This is a genomic window from Flavobacterium sp. TSSA_36, assembly GCF_051547165.1.
Taxonomy (GTDB): domain Bacteria; phylum Bacteroidota; class Bacteroidia; order Flavobacteriales; family Flavobacteriaceae; genus Flavobacterium.
Map to the genome: position 1 here is coordinate 682,511 of NZ_JBPTTP010000001.1, position 19,305 is coordinate 701,815.

Annotated in this window: 19 protein-coding genes and 1 pseudogene; all 20 read left to right on the forward strand. The window is 35.2% G+C overall.

Features of this window, described 5'->3' with window-relative positions:
• The first annotated feature begins 3 nt into the window (after positions 1-3).
• Positions 4-1,464 carry a DUF5687 family protein gene (locus tag ACSVH7_RS02955; protein WP_438065201.1) on the forward strand — a complete coding sequence of 487 codons (1,461 nt, stop codon included), beginning with the start codon at positions 4-6 and terminating at the stop codon, positions 1,462-1,464.
• 57 nt (positions 1,465-1,521) lie between these two features.
• Positions 1,522-2,217: an ABC transporter ATP-binding protein gene (locus ACSVH7_RS02960; protein ID WP_438065202.1), complete on the forward strand. Its 696-nt coding sequence runs from the start codon at positions 1,522-1,524 to the stop codon at positions 2,215-2,217.
• A gap of 86 nt (positions 2,218-2,303) precedes the next feature.
• Entirely contained in the window at positions 2,304-4,919 is a 2,616-nt protein-coding gene (locus ACSVH7_RS02965; RefSeq protein WP_438065203.1) for a tetratricopeptide repeat protein, read from the forward strand.
• A 3-nt stretch (positions 4,920-4,922) separates the two neighbouring features.
• Positions 4,923-5,312, forward strand: coding sequence for a bactofilin family protein (locus ACSVH7_RS02970; RefSeq protein ID WP_438065204.1), 390 nt, complete (start codon positions 4,923-4,925; stop codon positions 5,310-5,312).
• Entirely contained in the window at positions 5,296-5,526 is a 231-nt protein-coding gene (locus ACSVH7_RS02975) for an AtpZ/AtpI family protein (RefSeq protein ID WP_438065205.1), read from the forward strand. The genes ACSVH7_RS02970 and ACSVH7_RS02975 overlap by 17 nt, the downstream gene beginning before the upstream one ends.
• 510 nt (positions 5,527-6,036) lie before the next feature.
• Complete coding sequence (gene atpB, locus ACSVH7_RS02980; RefSeq protein WP_438065206.1) at positions 6,037-7,200, forward strand: F0F1 ATP synthase subunit A; 1,164 nt, start codon at positions 6,037-6,039, stop codon at positions 7,198-7,200.
• Positions 7,201-7,295: 95 nt separating this feature from the next.
• Positions 7,296-7,487: an ATP synthase F0 subunit C gene (gene atpE, locus ACSVH7_RS02985; RefSeq protein WP_078212011.1), complete on the forward strand. Its 192-nt coding sequence runs from the start codon at positions 7,296-7,298 to the stop codon at positions 7,485-7,487.
• An 88-nt stretch (positions 7,488-7,575) separates the two neighbouring features.
• On the forward strand, positions 7,576-8,076 hold the full coding sequence (locus ACSVH7_RS02990; RefSeq protein WP_438065207.1) for a F0F1 ATP synthase subunit B: 501 nt from the start codon (positions 7,576-7,578) through the stop codon (positions 8,074-8,076).
• A 2-nt stretch (positions 8,077-8,078) separates the two neighbouring features.
• Positions 8,079-8,612 carry an ATP synthase F1 subunit delta gene (atpH, locus tag ACSVH7_RS02995; RefSeq protein ID WP_438065208.1) on the forward strand — a complete coding sequence of 178 codons (534 nt, stop codon included), beginning with the start codon at positions 8,079-8,081 and terminating at the stop codon, positions 8,610-8,612.
• A 38-nt stretch (positions 8,613-8,650) separates the two neighbouring features.
• Positions 8,651-10,228, forward strand: coding sequence for a F0F1 ATP synthase subunit alpha (gene atpA, locus ACSVH7_RS03000; protein ID WP_315170722.1), 1,578 nt, complete (start codon positions 8,651-8,653; stop codon positions 10,226-10,228).
• 73 nt (positions 10,229-10,301) lie between these two features.
• Positions 10,302-11,162: an ATP synthase F1 subunit gamma gene (gene atpG / locus ACSVH7_RS03005; RefSeq protein ID WP_438065209.1), complete on the forward strand. Its 861-nt coding sequence runs from the start codon at positions 10,302-10,304 to the stop codon at positions 11,160-11,162.
• Between the two features lie 106 nt (positions 11,163-11,268).
• Positions 11,269-11,856 (forward strand): Uma2 family endonuclease, encoded by a 588-nt coding sequence (locus ACSVH7_RS03010; protein WP_438065210.1) that lies wholly within the window; start codon positions 11,269-11,271, stop codon positions 11,854-11,856.
• An 11-nt stretch (positions 11,857-11,867) separates the two neighbouring features.
• Positions 11,868-12,105: pseudogene (locus ACSVH7_RS03015) on the forward strand (F0F1 ATP synthase subunit gamma); the annotation flags it as partial.
• A gap of 106 nt (positions 12,106-12,211) precedes the next feature.
• The gene (locus tag ACSVH7_RS03020) at positions 12,212-12,799 is read left to right on the forward strand and encodes a Uma2 family endonuclease (RefSeq protein ID WP_315159745.1); all 588 of its coding nucleotides are present in this window, start codon (positions 12,212-12,214) and stop codon (positions 12,797-12,799) included.
• 305 nt (positions 12,800-13,104) lie between these two features.
• Positions 13,105-13,548 (forward strand): GNAT family N-acetyltransferase, encoded by a 444-nt coding sequence (locus tag ACSVH7_RS03025; RefSeq protein ID WP_438065211.1) that lies wholly within the window; start codon positions 13,105-13,107, stop codon positions 13,546-13,548.
• 453 nt (positions 13,549-14,001) lie between these two features.
• Positions 14,002-15,462, forward strand: a complete 1,461-nt coding sequence (locus ACSVH7_RS03030; protein WP_438065212.1) for a lipopolysaccharide biosynthesis protein — start codon at positions 14,002-14,004, stop codon at positions 15,460-15,462.
• Positions 15,463-15,576: 114 nt separating this feature from the next.
• Positions 15,577-16,011, forward strand: a complete 435-nt coding sequence (gene dut / locus ACSVH7_RS03035; protein ID WP_438065213.1) for a dUTP diphosphatase — start codon at positions 15,577-15,579, stop codon at positions 16,009-16,011.
• A gap of 135 nt (positions 16,012-16,146) precedes the next feature.
• Positions 16,147-17,163 carry a sugar phosphate nucleotidyltransferase gene (locus tag ACSVH7_RS03040; RefSeq protein ID WP_438065214.1) on the forward strand — a complete coding sequence of 339 codons (1,017 nt, stop codon included), beginning with the start codon at positions 16,147-16,149 and terminating at the stop codon, positions 17,161-17,163.
• Between the two features lie 10 nt (positions 17,164-17,173).
• On the forward strand, positions 17,174-18,523 hold the full coding sequence (locus ACSVH7_RS03045; RefSeq protein ID WP_438065215.1) for a tetratricopeptide repeat protein: 1,350 nt from the start codon (positions 17,174-17,176) through the stop codon (positions 18,521-18,523).
• On the forward strand, positions 18,523-19,296 hold the full coding sequence (locus ACSVH7_RS03050) for a DUF4292 domain-containing protein (protein ID WP_438065216.1): 774 nt from the start codon (positions 18,523-18,525) through the stop codon (positions 19,294-19,296). The genes ACSVH7_RS03045 and ACSVH7_RS03050 overlap by 1 nt, the downstream gene beginning before the upstream one ends.
• The last annotated feature ends 9 nt before the right edge of the window (positions 19,297-19,305 follow it).

Here is a 19,305-nt window from a genome sequence, read left to right on the forward strand (position 1 = left end):
ACTATGTTTTTACGTTTTATTTACCTCGAGTGGAAAGCCTTTTTGCGTTCAGCTTCCTTTGGAACAAGCTTGGCGATGAGAATTTTAATGGGCTTTTTGATTGCTTATTTCACCTTGTTGTTTTTAGCGCTAGGAGTTGGCGGTTTTTACGGCCTTAAGAAAATGAATTTAGACCCATTGGTAACTATCAATAAATTTTTGGTCTACTATTTTCTATTTGATTTGGCTTTTCGATTAATGCTTCAAAAAATCCCTGTGCTCAACATTCGTCCTTTATTGGTATTACCGATTAAACGACCTACGATTGTACATTTTTCTCTAGGAAAGACAGCCTTGTCTTTTTTCAATATTTTGCACGCTTTTCTTTTTATTCCTTTAAGTGTCGTTTTGATTTATGAAGGGTATGATGTGGCATCTGTAGTGTATTGGCATTTGGGTGTTTTTGCTTTGGTGTACATCAATAATTTTTTGAATATTATATTGAGTAATAAAGATCAATTGTTTGGAATTTTTCTTGCTATTGTTGCAGTGCTTGGTGGATTACAATATTACGGTTATTTTGATGTAACGGTGTACAGTGCTCCATTTTTTGAGGCTTTATTTCATTCACCAGGGGTGTTTGGTATTCTGCTTGTAATCTTAGGATTGTTGTACTATTATACCTTTGTTTATTTCAAAAACGAATTGTATCTCGATGCTGGTTTGGCTGTAAAAGGTGAAATTGCTAAGACAGAAGATTTGACTTGGTTGAATCAATTTGGTACTTTGGGAACTTTCTTGAAGAATGACATTAAATTAATTAAAAGAAACAAACGTTCCAAAACAACGGTTCTTATGAGTGTGCTGTTTTTGTTTTATGGATTGATTTTTTTTGGCAATCCAACACATCCACAAGTGATGTATATTTTCGCTGGGATTTTTGTTTCGGGTGGGTTTTTATTCACATTTGGTCAATTTGTACCGAGTTGGGACAGTTCGTATTACCAATTGATGATGACGCAAAATATTCCGTATCGTGGCTATCTGAATTCCAAATGGTGGTTAATTGTCATAGCAACTTTTGCTTCTACGATTTTGGCTAGTTTCTATCTTTATTTCGGGTGGCAAGTGTATTTGACTATTGTGGCTGGTGCGATTTATAATATTGGTATCAATTCTCATTTGGTGCTCTTAGGAGGGGCTTTTACGAAAACGCCAATCGATTTAACGCAAAGTCAAGGCGCCTTTGGTGACAAAAAAGCATTCAATGTCAACACGATGTTGCTCTCTATTCCAAAATTAGTTTTGCCTTTGCTTTTGTATGGTTTGGGGAAATATTTTGGCGGACAAGAATTAGGTTTGGGCCTTGTTGCTCTTGCGGGAGTAATTGGTTTTGCAATGAGAAACTGGGTGTTCCTTCAAATTGAAAAAATTTACAAAAGAGAAAAATACAAAACCATTGCGGCTTACAAACAAAAAAGCTAATTTAAAGGAATACCTTCTACCTTCTAATTTCTAACTTCTAACTTCAGACTTTTCATTATGATACAAGTACAAAACCTTTCAAAATCATACAACGGAACCACCGTTTTAAAAATAGACCAATTAGAAATTCCAAAAGGAGAAAGTTTTGGATTGGTCGGAAATAATGGTGCTGGAAAAACCACTTTTTTCAGTTTACTACTTGATTTAATTCATCCTACAACAGGAGCCATTATTAACAATGGTGTTCAAGTGAATACCAGCGAAGCTTGGAAACCTTTTACGGGTTCTTTTTTGGACGAAAGCTTTTTGATTGGGTATTTAACCCCTGAGGAATACTTTTATTTCATTGGCGATTTACGCGGACAAAACAAAGCCGATGTAGATGCTTTATTGGCAAAACACGAAGAGTTTTTTAATGGCGAAATCTTAAAAAACAAAAAATACCTGAGAGACTTGTCTAAAGGAAACCAAAAGAAAGTTGGGATAATTGCGACTTTAATTGGCAATCCCGAGGTCGTTATTTTAGATGAACCTTTTGCCAACTTAGACCCAACGACCGTAAACCGATTGAAAAAAATCATCAAAGAATTGGCTCAAAATCCAGACGTAACCGTTTTAGTTTCTAGTCACGATTTGTTACATACTGTTGAAGTTTGTAACCGAATTGTTGCTTTGAATAAAGGAGAAGTAGTGAAAGACATTCAAACATCAACTGAGACTTTGGCCGAGCTAGAAGCGTTTTTTGCGGTTTAAATTCGAATATTTCAAAAAGAAACGTATTTTTACCAGTCATTATACTAAAATGATGTTTTTCAAGTTAAATGATAAAACGTTTCCTATTGAAGACTACCGGTTGTAAGCCTTTTTATCTCCTATTTTTATTCATTTTCTTGATAGCTTGTTCTACCAAGAAGAATACTTTTTTGGCCAGAAATTCGCACGCTTTGAGTACGCGTTACAATATTTTATACAATGGTCAAATTGGTTTAGAGAAAGGAGTAAACGGACTTACAACGGGCAGCCAGGATAATTTTTGGGAACGTTTGCCTATAGAAAGAATGCAATTCTCTGAGAATACTTCCCCTGAAGATAAACCCAAAAATGCTGATTTTGAATTGGCTGAAACCAAGGCCACCAAAGCCATTCAAAAACACGCTATGAATATTGGTGGGCGAGAGGTTAATTATCAAACTGATGAAGCGTACCTTTTGTTAGGAAAAGCAAGATATTACGACCAGCGTTTTGTTCCTGCTTTAGATGCTTTCAATTACATATTGTACAAATATCCCGAAAGCAGTAAAATTTACGAAGCGAAAGTATGGCGTGAAAAAACCAATATGCGTTTGGGTAACGATGCTTTGGTAGTAAAAAATATTCAAAAGTTACTCAAAGATGAAAAATTCAAAGACCAACCTTTTGCGGATGCCAATGCACTTTTGGCAGAGGCTTTTTTGAATTTAGAAAAAAAAGACAGCGCTGTCGCTAAACTTAAAACTGCAATAGATTTTACAAAAAATAAGGAAGAAAAGGCGCGGTATCGTTTTATTTTAGGACAATTATACCAAGAACTAGGAAAGCGGGACAGTGCACTTTTTTGCTACGATGCCGTAATTGCCATGAATCGTAGTGCCAAAAGAGAGTACATTATTCAGTCCTACGCAAGAAAAGCCCAATTGTTTGATTATCAAACGGGGAATTCCAATGCTTTTATAGCGGTGTATAACGAACTAATGAACGATCGTGAAAATCGCCCCTTCTATGATGTTATCTATCATAATATGGGATTGTTTTATGACAATTATAAGAAACCAGATTCGGCTACCATTTTCTATAAAGCTTCCTTGAAGGCACGTCCTAAAGACTCTTATTTAGCGGCGTCCAATTATCGAAACATTGGTACTATTTATTTCAAGGCCACTGATTATCCTTTGGCAGCCAAATATTATGATAGTACGTTAGTGAAGCTTGATCCAAAAACAAGAGAATTTTATAAAATTCAAAAAAAACGTAAAGATTTAGACGAAGCCATTCGATTAGAAACGAGTACCAAAAGAAACGACAGTATTCTAAATGTTTTGGCGTTATCTCCATCGGAACGAAATGCCTACTATGAAAAACATATCGTGGCCATTAAAAAACAAGATTCTATAAAGCGAGTGTTGGAGGAAAAACAAAAGCAAAAATTGGCAAATATTGAACGCAATTTAACCGCTTCCTCCTCCGATCCTGCAGCGGTATCAACGGCACCAGGGTTACAAAACAAAACAGCTTATTTACCTCCAACGGATAACCAACAAACAGAGCCAACCAATACGTTTTATTTTTATAATCCGAAAACAGTGGCTTTTGGGAAATTAGAATTTAGAAAAGCTTTCGGGAACCGGCCTTTATCTGAAAACTGGCTCTTTACTACCGCTAAAAAAGGAAGTGCTGAAATAGTGGCTAGTACCTCCGAAGATCAAGAGCAAGTGGAAGAGAAAGAGGTGGAAAATCCTCGATTTACTTTGGCCTATTATCTGAATCAATTGCCTACGAAAAAGGCGGCTATTGATAGTATTACTCAAGAGAGAAATACAGAATATTATCAATTAGGAATCGTTTATAAAGAAAAATTCAAAGAGTATGATTTGGCGAGCTCTAAATTGGAACAATTACTAAGTTTTCATCCTGACGCAAAATTGATTCCTCCGACGCAATATAATTTGTATAAAATTTATCAACAAACTAGTACTTTTAAGGCTGAAAAAGTCAAACAAGAACTCTTAAGTCAGTTTCCTGATTCTAGGTACGCTAAAATTATCACCAACCCAAATTTTGATGGTTCGAAAGAGAAAGATTCTCCAGAAAATATATACAATCAATGCTACGAATGGTTTAAGGAGGAAAAATTTACTGCCGTAATTGCGCGTTGCAACACGATGATTAATCAGTTGACAGGCGAGGAAATTGTAGCCAAGTTTGAGTTGCTCAAAGCAAATGCGCTAGCTAAAACGAGAGGACTGCCAGCTTACAAAGAAGCGATGCAATATGTAGCCGATACCTATGCCAATACCGAAGAAGGAAAAAAAGCGGAAGAGATTATCACCACACAAATTCCAATTTTGGAACGAATGGCATTTAGTACGGTAGACACCAAAAAGTGGAAGATTATTTTTAGAATTCCTATCGAGGATTACAAACAAGAACGAGCCATCGAAAAGCAGGTTTTAGAATTTATGGCTAAGGAAAATTTAGAAAATCTATATTATACTTGTGATAATTATACCGATAAGGAACGCATCTTATGTGTACACGGATTCCAATCCGAAATATATGCCAATGATGTTTCGGTGATTTTTAATAAAAAAGGAGCTCCTTCAGAGGTGCAGAAGGCCATTCCGATAAGCGATGAAAATTATAAGATTGTCCAAATGAAAAAGAATTTAGACACCTATTTAGTTCCGAAAATGCCTTAAACTATGTTCGATAAAAAAAACAAACAACCCTACACCGATTTATTAGGTAAAACCAATAGAATTGTAGAAGCGACTCAAATTAAAGGCGATATTTTTTCTCCAGCCGATTTTAGACTAGACGGAGAATTGATTGGAAATTTTACTTCGAATGGGAAATTAGTGATTGGTCCTTCGGGAAAAGTAATTGGCGATATTGTTTGCAAAAATGCAGATATCGAAGGCATATTTAAAGGAAAATTGATAGTACACGAATTGTTGAACTTAAAAGCGACCGCTACCGTTGAAGGCGAAATTAGTATCGGAAAATTAGCCATAGAGCCTGGTGCTATTTTTACAGCCACTTGTGTAATGAAAACAACTGAAACCAAAGAAGTAAATGCAACCCGATCCTAATAAAAGAAAAACCAATAAATGGTTGGCCTTGATCAATATACCAATTCAAATGGGAGTTGTGATTTTTTTGTTTGCCTACTTAGGACAGTGGTTAGATGAAAAACATCCCCATCCCAAAATATATTATGTGAAATTTTTAGTGGTTTTTGGTGTATTTTTGGCACTTTATAATGTGCATCGTCAAGTGAACGAAATCAACAAAAATAGTAAATGAATTCCAATTTTTATAAAAAAATCACCCCACTTTTAGTACTTATTTTTTTGATGTATCTAGCTCATGAAGGGCTATTTTATGTTTTAAAGATAGACATTTCTCGCTTCCATTACTCCTTACCCGTACTTTATTTATGTTTTACAATTTTCACTTTGTGTATCGTTTTCATCTTACTATTAGTTCAAAGAAAGAATTTTGACACAGTAGGGATGAGTTTTTTATGGGCTACTAGCATAAAAATGATTTTTTGTTACGCCATATTGCGACCAGTTTTGCAGCTTTCCTCTCCCGAAAATTTAGTCGAAAAAATTAATTTTTTGAGTCTTTTCGTGCTTTTCTTACTACTCGAAACAGGGTTCACTATAGGACTAGTAAATGAAAAGAAAAAGTAGGGTTAAAAAAAGTTAAAATCAGTCAAAAATAATTTTTTATATCCTTTTGGATAATAATAAAAAATGTACATTTGCACCAAATTTTCAGAAACGTAATAAATAAAGATATTTAACTGTTATGGTGATTTCAAACAAACCACTTCGCTTTTTAGTTGCAATTTTAGTAGCCTGCCTTCCCCTTTTTACTGTAGCCAATCCTGTAGTTGATAGTACGAAGCAAGAAGAGGTAGCAGTATCTTCAGAAAGTGCTATTGTACCCGAAGCTTCAAACGATGTAGCTCACACAGAGGCAAACGATGTAAAGGCAGAAATCAAAGAATTCATCAATCACCACTTATTAGATTCACATTCTTTTACTTTTAATGCCAATAAAGAAACAGGAGAACACTATGGTTTCTCATTACCAATTATTCTTTGGGATAATGGTTTGCAAGTATTCTCTTCAGCTGCATTTCACCACGGCCCTGTAGCCGATGTGGCAGAGCACAACGGAAACTTCTATAAATTACACCACGAAAAAATTTATAAAACCGATGCTCAAGGTACACTTACTGAAGCGCACGGTCATCCAACAAATGTTCAGCCATTAGATTTGTCAATTACTAAAAGTGTAGTGGGTATTTTGTTTGTGGCTATTTTGATGTTGGTGTTGTTCTCAAGCTTAGCTAAATCGTATGCTAAAAATGGAGGAATTGCCAAAGGAGCTGGACGTTTCTTTGAGCCATTAGTAATCTATGTAAGAGACGAGATTGCTATCCCAAACATTGGTGAGAAAGGGTACAAAAAATACATGAGTTATTTATTGACGATTTTCTTCTTCATCTTTTTCTTGAACATTTTAGGATTAACTCCGTTTGGATTCAATGTAACAGGTAATATTGCGATTACTTTTTCATTAGCTATCTTAACCTATTTAATTACAACTTTTACAGCTAACAAAAATTATTGGGGACACATTTTCTGGATGCCAGGAGTGCCAACACCAATGAAATTTATCTTAGCGCCTATCGAATTATTAGGAACAATCATTAAACCATTTTCATTGATGATACGTTTGTATGCTAACATTTTAGCAGGTCACGTAGTATTGATGAGTATCATTGGATTGATGTTTATTTTCAAAAGCTGGATTGGAAGTACTTTGTCATTCGGATTGGCATTTGCACTTTCTATTCTAGAAATATTAGTAGCTTTCCTTCAAGCGTATATCTTTACTATGTTGTCTGCTCTTTATTTTGGAGCTGGTAACGAAGCACACCACCACGAAGAAGCACACCATTAAAATGTTTAACCGTTAATTTGTTTAACCGTTTTACGATTCAACGAATTTACGATTCAACAACAAACAAAGAATGTTTAATTTTTAATATATATATTATGCAAATTCCAACTATTGTAGGAGCAGGATTAATTGTAATCGGAGCAGGTTTAGGTATTGGTAAAATTGGTGGTTCAGCAATGGACGCTATTGCTCGTCAACCAGAAGCTTCTGGAAAAATCCAAACAGCTATGCTTATTGCAGCTGCACTTATTGAAGGTATTGGTTTCGCTGCGTTATTCGCATCTTAATTAAAGACTAAAAAAACAATAGTTACAACGGTTGGTTGTGACTATTGTTTTAAAATTAAAACATTAAAATTATATAATAGAGATAAAAATGGATAAGTTAATAAATGATTTTTCGTTTGGTTTGTTTATTTGGCAAATAGTAATATTTGTTGCATTGATTCTTTTGTTGAAAAAATTTGCATGGAAACCAATTCTTGACGCAGTAAACGAAAGAGAAGAAGGAATCAAAAATGCTTTAGAATCTGCTGAAAATGCAAAGAAAGAAATGCAAGAATTGCAAGCAGACAACCAACGTATTTTACAAGAAGCGAGATTAGAGCGTGACAGCATGCTTAAAGAAGCTCGTGAAATGAAAGAAAAAATCGTTGCTGATGCCAAAAATGAAGCGCAAACTCAAGGTCAAAAAATGATCGAGCAAGCGAAAGCGGCAATCGAAAGTGAAAAAAATGCGGCTATGAATGAGTTGAAATTACAAGTTTCTACTTTGTCATTGAGTATTGCAGAAAAAGTATTAAAAGACGAATTATCTAACAAAGAAGCTCAAACTAAATTGGTTGAGAAAATGTTAGGAGACGTTAAATTGAACTAATCATGGCAGGTACAAGAGCAGCAATTCGATATTCGAAAGCAATTCTAGACATTGCCTATGCAAAGCAAGTAGCGGATGCAGTGAACAATGACATGAAGTTGATAGGTGATACTATTGCTTCTAATCTAGAATTAAGCACTTTCATTCAAAACCCAACTTTAAAAGTTGAAGTTAAAGAACAAGCCCTTTTAGAAGTTTTTGCTTCTGCAAATGGTGTAACTAAAAGTTTATTTCATCTATTATTCGAAAACAAAAGATTCGAAATTCTAGAAGGTATTGCTTCAGAATACACTAAATTATTTGATATCATGAATGGTGTTGAAGTGGCACAAGTTACTACAGCAATTCCTATGGATGCTGCTTTGGAAGCTAAAGTGTTGGCTAAAATTGCCACCCTTTCTGATAAAAAAATTCAAATTGAAAATACAATAGATCCTGCTATCATTGGAGGTTTTATTTTAAGAATAGGTGACAAGCAATACAATGCTTCTGTTGCTAACAAATTGCAAGTTTTAAAAAGAGAATTAAGTAACTAGTTTTATCACACATTTAAGTGTCTAAATTATAAAGTAAGATGGCGGAAATCAAACCTGCTGAAATTTCAGCAATATTAAAGAAGCAAGTTGAAAGTTTTGAATCTGGTGCTACACTAGAAGAAGTAGGAACAGTACTTAATGTTGGAGATGGTATTGCTCGTGTTTACGGGCTATCTAATGTTCAATATGGTGAGTTAGTTGAATTTGAAAATGGGTTAGAAGCAATCGTTTTGAACCTAGAAGAAGACAACGTAGGGGTGGTACTTTTAGGACCATCAACTGGAATCAAAGAAGGTTCTACTGCCAAAAGAACACAACGTATTGCTTCTCTTAAAACAGGAGAAGGAATGGTAGGACGTGTAGTAAACACTTTAGGTCAGCCAATTGATGGTAAAGGACCAATTACAGGTGAATTATACGAAATGCCATTAGAAAGAAAAGCTCCTGGAGTTATCTTCCGTCAGCCAGTAACTGAACCATTACAAACAGGTGTAAAAGCAGTTGATGCTATGATTCCTGTAGGACGTGGACAACGTGAGTTGGTTATTGGTGACCGTCAAACTGGTAAATCAACAGTTTGTATCGATACTATCTTAAATCAAAAAGAATTTTATGATGCAGGTCAACCTGTATTTTGTATCTATGTAGCTATTGGTCAAAAAGCTTCTACTGTTGCTGGAATTGCAAAAATGTTAGAAGAAAAAGGAGCCATGGCTTATACAGTGATTGTGGCAGCTAATGCTTCTGATCCAGCGCCAATGCAAGTATATGCTCCTTTCGCAGGTGCTGCAATTGGTGAGTACTTTAGAGATTCAGGTCGTCCAGCGTTAATCGTTTATGATGACTTATCTAAACAAGCGGTTGCTTACCGTGAGGTATCTCTTTTATTAAGAAGACCTCCAGGACGTGAGGCTTACCCAGGTGACGTTTTCTACCTACACTCTCGTTTGTTAGAAAGAGCTTGTAAAGTAATTGCTGATGACTCTATCGCTAAAAATATGAATGATTTACCAGATTCATTAAAAGGAATCGTTAAAGGTGGTGGTTCATTAACAGCTTTACCAATTATCGAAACACAAGCGGGTGACGTATCTGCGTATATCCCAACGAACGTAATTTCGATTACTGATGGTCAAATTTTCTTGGATGGAGATTTGTTCAACTCTGGGGTTCGTCCAGCGATTAACGTAGGTATTTCTGTATCTCGTGTGGGTGGTAACGCTCAAATTAAATCAATGAAAAAAGTAGCGGGTACTTTAAAATTAGACCAAGCACAATTCCGTGAATTGGAAGCGTTTGCTAAGTTTGGTTCTGATTTGGATGCCGTTACATTAAACGTAATTGAAAAAGGTAGAAGAAACGTTGAGATCTTGAAACAAGGTTTGAACGATCCTTATACAGTTGAAGACCAAGTAGCAATTATCTACGCGGGTTCTAAAAACTTGTTGCGTAACGTTCCTGTAAATAAAGTAAAAGAATTCGAGAAAGATTTCTTAGAATACATGAACAACAAAAACAGAGCAACTTTGGATGCTTTGAAAGCAGGTAAATTTACAGACGAAATTACAGATGTAATTGAAGCTGCAGCAAAAGAAATTTCAGCAAAATATAACTAATCTAGTGAATAGTAATTAGTGATTAGTCAACAGCTAGTCACTAATTACTTATTACTATTTACTTAAAAAAACAATGGCTAATTTAAAGGAAATCCGTAATAGAATTGTTTCCATTTCATCTACGATGCAAATTACATCGGCAATGAAAATGGTTTCTGCTGCAAAGTTGAAAAAAGCGCAAGATGCCATCACAGCGATGCGTCCTTATGCTGAAAAACAAACGGAATTACTACAAAATCTTTCTGCTACCTTAGATGGTGATGTAGGAGGAGAGTATACTACACAAAGAGAAATCAAAAAAGTATTATTAGTAGCTATTACCTCTAACCGTGGTTTGTGCGGAGCTTTTAATACCAATGTAATTAAGGAAGTTAAAGTACGTGCAGATTATTACACAGGAAAACAAGTAGATGTTTTTGCTATTGGTAAAAAAGGAAATGATGTTTTGGGTAAAAATTTTGCAGTAGTTGGTAACGAGAGTAAAGTTTTTGATGCCTTGAGTTTTGAGAACGTGGCTACAATTGCAGATCATTTAACACAACAATTTGTTGGTGGTAATTATGATAGAATTGAATTGGTATACAACCAATTTAAAAATGCTGCCACTCAAATTGTACAAACAGAACAGTTCTTGCCATTAGCTCCTATCCAAGCTGATAAAGCGGTTACTCCTGGAGATTATATTTTTGAGCCTTCAAAAGAAGAAATCGTGTTGACTTTGATTCCTAAATCATTGAAAACACAATTATATAAAGGAATTAGAGATTCATTTGCTTCAGAACATGGTGCTCGTATGACTGCTATGCATAAAGCAACAGATAATGCTACGGAATTACGTGACCAATTGAAGTTAACGTATAACAAAGCTCGTCAAGCAGCGATTACTAACGAAATCTTGGAGATTGTTGGTGGAGCAGAAGCTTTGAATGGGTAAACTTCATAATGAATTAGAATAAAAAGCCATCAAAATTTGTTGGCTTTTTTGTTTTTATTAAAAAAGTAATCTCAATTGATTAAATTTGTTTTTTAAAGACGACATAATGGGAATAATTACTAATTTTTCGGATTTAGATTTGACCAAAACCTATGGTTATGCTGACTATTTGTTATGGCAATTTCAAGAGCGTGTAGAATTGATCAATGGTTTTATATTTAAAATGAGTCCTGCTCCAAGTATGGTGCATCAAAGAATATCAAATAACGTCTCTTATGAATTAAATACTTATTTTAAACGAAAACCTTGTGATGTTTTTGTTGCTCCATTTGATGTTCGTTTACCAATACCGTCAGCCAAAAATGATGCTACAGTAGTACAACCTGATTTGTGTATTATATGTGACGAAAGTAAACTCGACGCAAGAGGATGTAATGGCACACCTGATTTGATGGTCGAAATTATATCATCAAACAATAGCAAACACGATGTACATACCAAGTTTAATTTATACCAAGAAGCGGGTGTTAAAGAATATTGGATCATAGAACCCAATGATAAAATAATACTAGTCTACACTTTAGTTAATTGCGAATTTATCGGTTTGAAACCACAAGTAGAAGGCGAAAATATTAAAAGTCTCTTGTTTCCAGAACTAAATATTGCTGTGGAAGACGTTTTTTATAAGGTGTAAAATTACTATTCAAAGAAGAAATCGTGTTGACTTTGATCCCTAAATCATTGAAAACGCAATCATATAAAGGAATTAGAGATTCATTTGCTTCAGAACATGGGGCTCCTATGACTGCTCATGCATAAAGCAACAGATAATGCTACAGAATAACGTGACCAATTACAGTTAACGTATAACAAAGCTCGTCAAGCAACGATTACTAACGAAACCTTGGAGATTGTTGGTGGAGCAAAAGCTTTGAATGGATAATAATTATTATTCGAATATATTTAAGAGTCTCGCAATTGCGGGACTTTTTATTTTTATGCAAGATCTAATTACAATTGATTAAATTTGTTTTTTAAAATCTACTGTGATGGCAATAGTTACCAATTTTTCGGATTTAGATTTGACCAAAGAATATTCGTATTCGGATTATTTGAAGTGGCAATTTCAGGAACGTGTGGAGTTGATAAAAGGGTTTATTCTCAAAATGAGTCCGGCTCCAAGTATGGTACATCAAACGGTTGTGAATAATCTTACCGGAATTTTTTATATTAATTTTAGACGAAAACCTTGTAGAGTTTTTCAAGCACCTTTTGATGTTCGGTTGCCAATACCTTCAGCTAAAAAAGATACAACTGTACTACAACCCGATTTGTGTATTATTTGTGACGAAAGCAAGTTAGATGCAAGAGGTTGTAACGGAACACCCGATTTGATGGTGGAGATTATATCACCGAACAATAGTAAACACGATGTTCATACTAAGTTTAATTTATACCAAGAAGCGGGTGTAAAAGAATATTGGATCATAGAACCCAATGACAAAATAATACTAGTCTACACTTTAGTTAATGGCGAATTTATCGGTTTGAAACCACAAGTAGAAGGCGAAAATATTAAAAGTCCTTTGTTTCCTGAATTGGAGATTTCTTTGGAAGATGTTTTTTATAAGGTGTAAAATTACTATTCAAAGAAGCTAGGGGACTAATTGTTGTTGCACAAACAGTTGTTGTCGGAATTCGCGGAATTCCGTGTCGTAATTCCGTGAATTCCGAGAATGTTGTTTTTCAAATCATTGTTATTCAGTGATTTGAAAATTTGGCTTTTTACAAAGAGTTTAAGCTATACATTGTGATTTTGGTTAAAATGTATACTTTAGGACTATTAAATTCAACAATTTCTATTAGATTTTTCCAAAATTCACCTTCCCACATCTTTCCAACTCATCTCTTTTTCTCTAATTTTACACTTTTAAAATTACCTATGGAAATTCAACTTAGAGAATTGAGCACTAAAGAAGAGATGCTAGCTCGTATTGACATGATGCGTCATTTGTACCCCACATTTACCATTGAAAAATACGACACCTATCTTACCGAAATGATTCCGCATAACTATAAACAGCTTGCCGTTTTTGAAGGTGACATTTGTTTGGGGATTACGGGTTTTTGGCAAGGGTATAAATTATGGTCAGGGAAGTATATCGAAATCGATAATTTTGTAGTGCATCCCGATCATCGCGCCAAAGGCATTGGAAAAATGATGACGGACTATATCGATGCTAAGGCCAAAGCTACGAATTGTACCATGATTGTTTTGGATGCATTTACAGGAAACTTCAATGCCCATCGTTTTTATTACAACCAAGGCTATGTGCCCAAAGGCTTTCATTTTTTGAAAATCATCAACGAAGACGGACTTTCATAAAATTTTCAACCATATAATATAAGGTCATGTAAGTTTTTTCTTTTTGAACCTTGTGTAAATCTTTGCGCTCTTTGTGGTTATTTTTTTTCAACCATATAAGAGATATAAGTTTATTGAAGTTTTTTCTTTGCGGTTTGCGTTTAATTTTTAACCATATAAAGGGCATTTAAGGTCATATAAGTCACGTTTGAAATAAAAGTTTTATTTCCTTTGTGTTCTTTGCGTAACCCTTTGTGTACTTAGCGGTTAAATTTAACACCAAAGTAAACGCCTACTATTCTTATATGACCTTGCATGCCCTTATATGGTTCAAAAACCAGTTGCTATTCCAAAAAGACTTCAATGGCTTCAATGTTTAAATTTAACCACAATCCATGCGGTTAAATTTTTTTATTAAGTCAACCTTGAATTCGTTATTTTTGTTTTTTTAAGTCAAATCAAAACCAAACCATTTTGGGATTATATAAAAGTCTATTCAAACAAACGGCAATTTACGGACTAGCAACCGTTTTGCCTCGTATGCTCAGTTTTTTATTGGTGCGCTTGTACACCGGAATTTTACCAACAGCAGAGTATGGCGAAGTTTCTATCGTTCTCTCTTGGATGGTTTTTTTCAACGTAATTTTATCCTACGGTATGGAAACCGCTTTTTTCCGTTTCTACAGTGCCGAAACCGATAAAGAAAATGTCATTGCCACCAGTACCATTTCTATTTTTTGGTCTTCCATTTTGTTTTTATTTGGCGCCTTAATTTTTAGAAACACCTTAGCCTCATGGGCTCATGTAGATGTGCAGTACATTACGTTTACCATTTGGATTTTGGTTTTAGATGCCTTGGTGATTATTCCTTTTTCAAAATTAAGAGCTAACAAACGCCCTATGATGTATGCTATCATCAAAATAGGGAATGTAGTCGTAAACTTAGCACTCAACCTTTATTTCTTATTGGTTTTACCTAAAATTTATGCCGATAATCCCGACTCTTTTTTGGGGAATATGTATATCGATAATTTCGAAATTGGCTACATTTTCGTTTCCAATTTGTTGGCGAGTTTGCTCACTTTTGTAGTACTTTCACCTAATTATGTTTCCTTAAAACGTAATTTTGATGCGGTACTTTGGAAAAAAATGATGCGCTACGGTTTGCCTATCTTAATTGCAGGAATTGCTTTTGCGGTAAACGAACATTTCGATAAAATTTTATTAGGCTATTGGTTGCCTGACAACATTGCCAAATCCGAAGTAGGGGCTTATTCGGCCTGTTATAAATTAGGGCTTTTTATGGTACTTTTTGCCACAGCCTTCCGATTGGGTATTGAGCCGTTTTTCTTTAGTCACTCTAGTAATGAAAACGCCCCACAAACCTATGCGATGATTACTAAATATTTTGTCATTTTTGGTTCTTTGATTCTTTTGGGTGTCATTGTTTTTGCTGATATTTTAAAATTTTTATTATTAGACGACGCGTATTGGGAAGCGATGAAAGTGGTTCCGTTGATTATCTTGGCCAACTTCTTTTTAGGCATCTACAACAATCTTTCCGTTTGGTATAAACTAACGGACAAGACGATTATTGGAGCATATATTTCGATAGTTGGTGCACTTTTGACCTTACTTCTAAACTATATTTTGATTCCAACATTTAGCTATTACGGCTCGGCCATTGCTACGATTTCGGCTTATGGAAGTATGATGTTGATTTCCTATGTTTTGGGCAAAAAACACTATCCTATTCCTTATGATATGGAAAAAATAGGTGCTTATTTGGGCATTTCAATTTTGTTTTCGGTGATTTCTTTTTACGGATTTAGAGAGAATTATTTCGTAGGAATCCCGTTATTACTAGCGTTTCTTTATTTCATTTATCACAATGAGAAAACCACAATTTTAAATATTATTAAACGAAAAAAATAACTCTATATACGAACAGGGTACGGACAGGGTACGGACAATGTACGGACAAGTCGCGACTTGTCCCTACGTCCCTACGTCCCTACGATCCTATGAACAACAATTAAAAAATAAAAAATGACAATCAACATCATCAATACATCCGCACACGAACTGCCTCATTACGAAACTATCGCTTCGGCAGGAATGGATTTGCGTGCGAATATAACCGAACCCATTACTTTGGCTCCTCTAGAAAGAGCTATCGTAAAAACAGGTTTGTTTATTGAATTGCCTATAGGTTACGAAGCACAAGTAAGACCCCGTAGTGGCTTGGCGGCCAAAAACGGAATCACCGTTCTCAATGCGCCAGGAACAATTGATGCCGATTATAGAGGGGAAATTGGTGTGATTTTAGTAAATTTATCCAATGAGCCATTTGTAATCCAAAATGGAGAACGCATCGCTCAATTAGTAATCGCCAAACACGAACGAGCCGAGTGGGTTGTAGTCAACGAATTATCTGAGACCACAAGAGGTGCAGGAGGATTTGGTAGTACAGGAGTAAAATAGTAAACAGTGTTCAGCTTTTAGTGTTCAGTTCGCAGTCTTCAAAGGCAGTGTTTGAACAAAAGCTGGTAAATAATAATCAGAAGAGTATTTCGTTTTGTCTTAATACTTAATTCTACAATCTTAATACAAATTATAATGAAAATAATAGTACCAATGGCGGGACGTGGGTCTCGTTTAAGACCACATTCTTTGACCGTTCCAAAACCATTAATCCCAGTTGCAGGTAAACCAATCGTACATAGATTAGTAGAAGATATTGCCAAAATTTTAAAACAACCGATAGAGGAAATTGCTTTTATTTTAGGAGATGAAGCCTTTTTTGGTGACGATGTTGTAGCTAGTTTACAAGAATTAGCTCAAGGATTAGGTGCGAAAGCTTCTATTTACCGTCAGGATTTACCTTTGGGAACGGGCCACGCGATTATGTGTGCCAAGGAATCTTTATCAGGACCTGCAGTGATCGCTTATGCAGACACCTTAATTCGTGCCGATTTTGAGTTAGATCCAGAAGCGGATGCTGTAATTTGGGTAAAACAAGTTGATGAACCAGAAGCCTATGGTGTAGTAAAACTAAATGCTCAAAATGAAATCGTAGAATTAGTAGAAAAACCAAAAGAGTTCGTGAGTGATTTAGCCGTTATCGGAATTTATTATTTCAAAGAGGTAGAAGTTTTAAAACAAGAATTGCAAAACGTTTTGGACAACAATATTCAAAATGGAGGAGAATACCAAATCAATGACGGTATCAAAGGAATGATGGCCAATGGTAAAGTGTTCAAAACCGGAAGTGTAGACGAATGGATGGATTGCGGCAACAAAAATGTTACCGTAGAAACTAACGGACGAATGCTAGGATTCTTGCAGCAAGATGGTGTTAATTTGATTGATCCATCAGCAAAATTAGAGAATGCTACTATTATTCCTCCTTGTTTTATAGGGGAGCATGTTGTTTTATCGAACGTTACTATTGGACCGAATGTTTCCTTAGGAAAAGCTTGTCATGTTTTTGATTCAACCATCAAAAATAGTTTAATTCAAACACACGCTCACATTAAAAATGCCGTTTTAGACAATGCTATGATTGGAAATCACGTGACCTATGATGGGAATTTTACCAGCATAAGCATCGGAGATTATTCCGTTTTAGAATAAAAAACAGGGGATGAATTGTAGAGGTATAGTATTCTTATTCCTGGGATTTTTAGGATTTCCTATTTGGATTCAGGCCCAAACCGAGCCGGATAAGATTGCTATGGCTCAAAACGAATACCAAGACGCTTTTTATGAAGCCTTATTACAAAAGGGAATTGAGAATTACGACAAAGCCTTAGTCGCCCTTGAAAAATGTTTGAAAACACACCCCGAGGAGGCGGCAGTGCATTATGAGTTGGGCAAAAATTATTTGGCGTTAAAAAATTACGATAGCGCTTATGCTTCCTTTGAAAAAGCCGCTAGTATCGACCCTAAAAACAAATGGTTTTGGGTGGGTATGTACGATGTAACTTATGCTACAAAAAACTATACTAAAGGAATTATCGTTTTGAACCAACTCATTGCTTTGGATCCTAAATTCAAAGAAGATTTAGTGAGTGTATACATGGCCACCACGCAATATGATAAAGCGTTGGAATTAATCAACCAATTGAATGAAAGCGTTGGAAAAACGGATCAACGAGAAGCTTATAAAATTCGAATTTTATCACAAGGAAAATATCAAAATACCGAGATTGACCATTTAATTTCTCAAATTGACAAATTTCCAAAGGAAGAAGCTAATTATATCGATTTGATTTATCGGTACTCTAAAAACAACGAGGTGGAGAAAATGCTCGAAGTGGCCCAAAAATTAGAGCGAGAAATTCCAACTTCGGAATGGGCACAAGTGAGTTTATTTAAATTTCATATCGAGAAAAATGACGGTCAGAGTGCGGTTCAAGCTATGAATGTAGTGTTGGCTAGTACAAAAATTGATTCTAAAATAAAACATCGGATGTTGAATGAGTTTTTGATTTTCGCAGGGAAAAATCCAAAATACGAATCTGATTTAGAAAAAGCCATCACCATAATGGAATCCGATCCTACGGTGCCTGTTGCCAAAGAAGTAGGCAACTTTTATTATCAGAAAAAACAATGGGAAAAAGCCATAAAATATTTTGAAAAAGCAGTACTAACAACGCCAAATTTATCCCTAGAAACCCCCATCTTGTTATTGCAATCCTATACCGAAATGAAGCAATTTAAAGAGGTCTCGGAAAAGGCACAAGCATGGGTGGAACAGTATCCGTCACAACCACATTTTTATTATTATGCGGGATTAGGATACAATCAGTTACGCCAATTTAAAAAAGCAAAAGACTTCCTCGAATCGGGTGTAGATTATGTTATTGACAATCCCATTTTAGAGGCTAATTTTTATATTCAATTAGGAGAATCCTGCAATGGATTGGGCGATATGACCAAAAAAGAGTTCTATTTTTCCAAAGCCAATCAACTAGTAAAAGCAAAGAAATAATGAAGAAATACGGAGTCCTATTGGTGCTAATTACACTGCTTTCTTGTAAATCGAAATCCAGTGTCGTAGCCACAAGCCCTAAAGAAGCCCCACGAGCTAGTAGTTCTGTGATAGAAAAATTATACCATAACCCCACTAATTTTTCGACCTTATATATCAAATCAAGTGCCAGTTATGCGGATGATAAAATGGCACAAAATGTGACCGCAGAAATCAAAATGAAAAAAGACGAACAAATAGTAGTAAGTGTTCGATTTTTAGGAATAACCATGGCCAAAGCGTCAATAACCCCTCAAGGAGTGAGTTATTACGAAAAAATAAACGGCACTTATTTTGAAGGTGATTTTAAAGGATTAAGCCAATGGTTAGGAACCGATTTGGATTTTTCGAAAGTGCAAAATCTATTGATTGGACAAGCCATAGATGATTTGACCCAAGGAAAATACAAAGAAACTTTGGAAGCAGATCAAAACTATAAATTAGAAGACTTGTCTCAAGAAAAAATCCAGAAGACCTTCTTTGTAGATGCGATACGTTATGTACTCCAAAAGCAAGAAATCACGCAAGTTAAAGAAGGAAGAAGTATTGCGGTGTCTTATGATAATTTCGAGCCACAAACGAGTATTACATTGCCAAAAAGAATTCAAATCTTGGCCACACAACCCAAAGGGAAAACCGAAATTAAACTTAATTATACTTCTATTTCAGTAAACGAAGCACTTACATTTCCTTACAGTATCCCTAGTGGCTATAAAAGAATTTTAATTAAGTAACCCTTATCT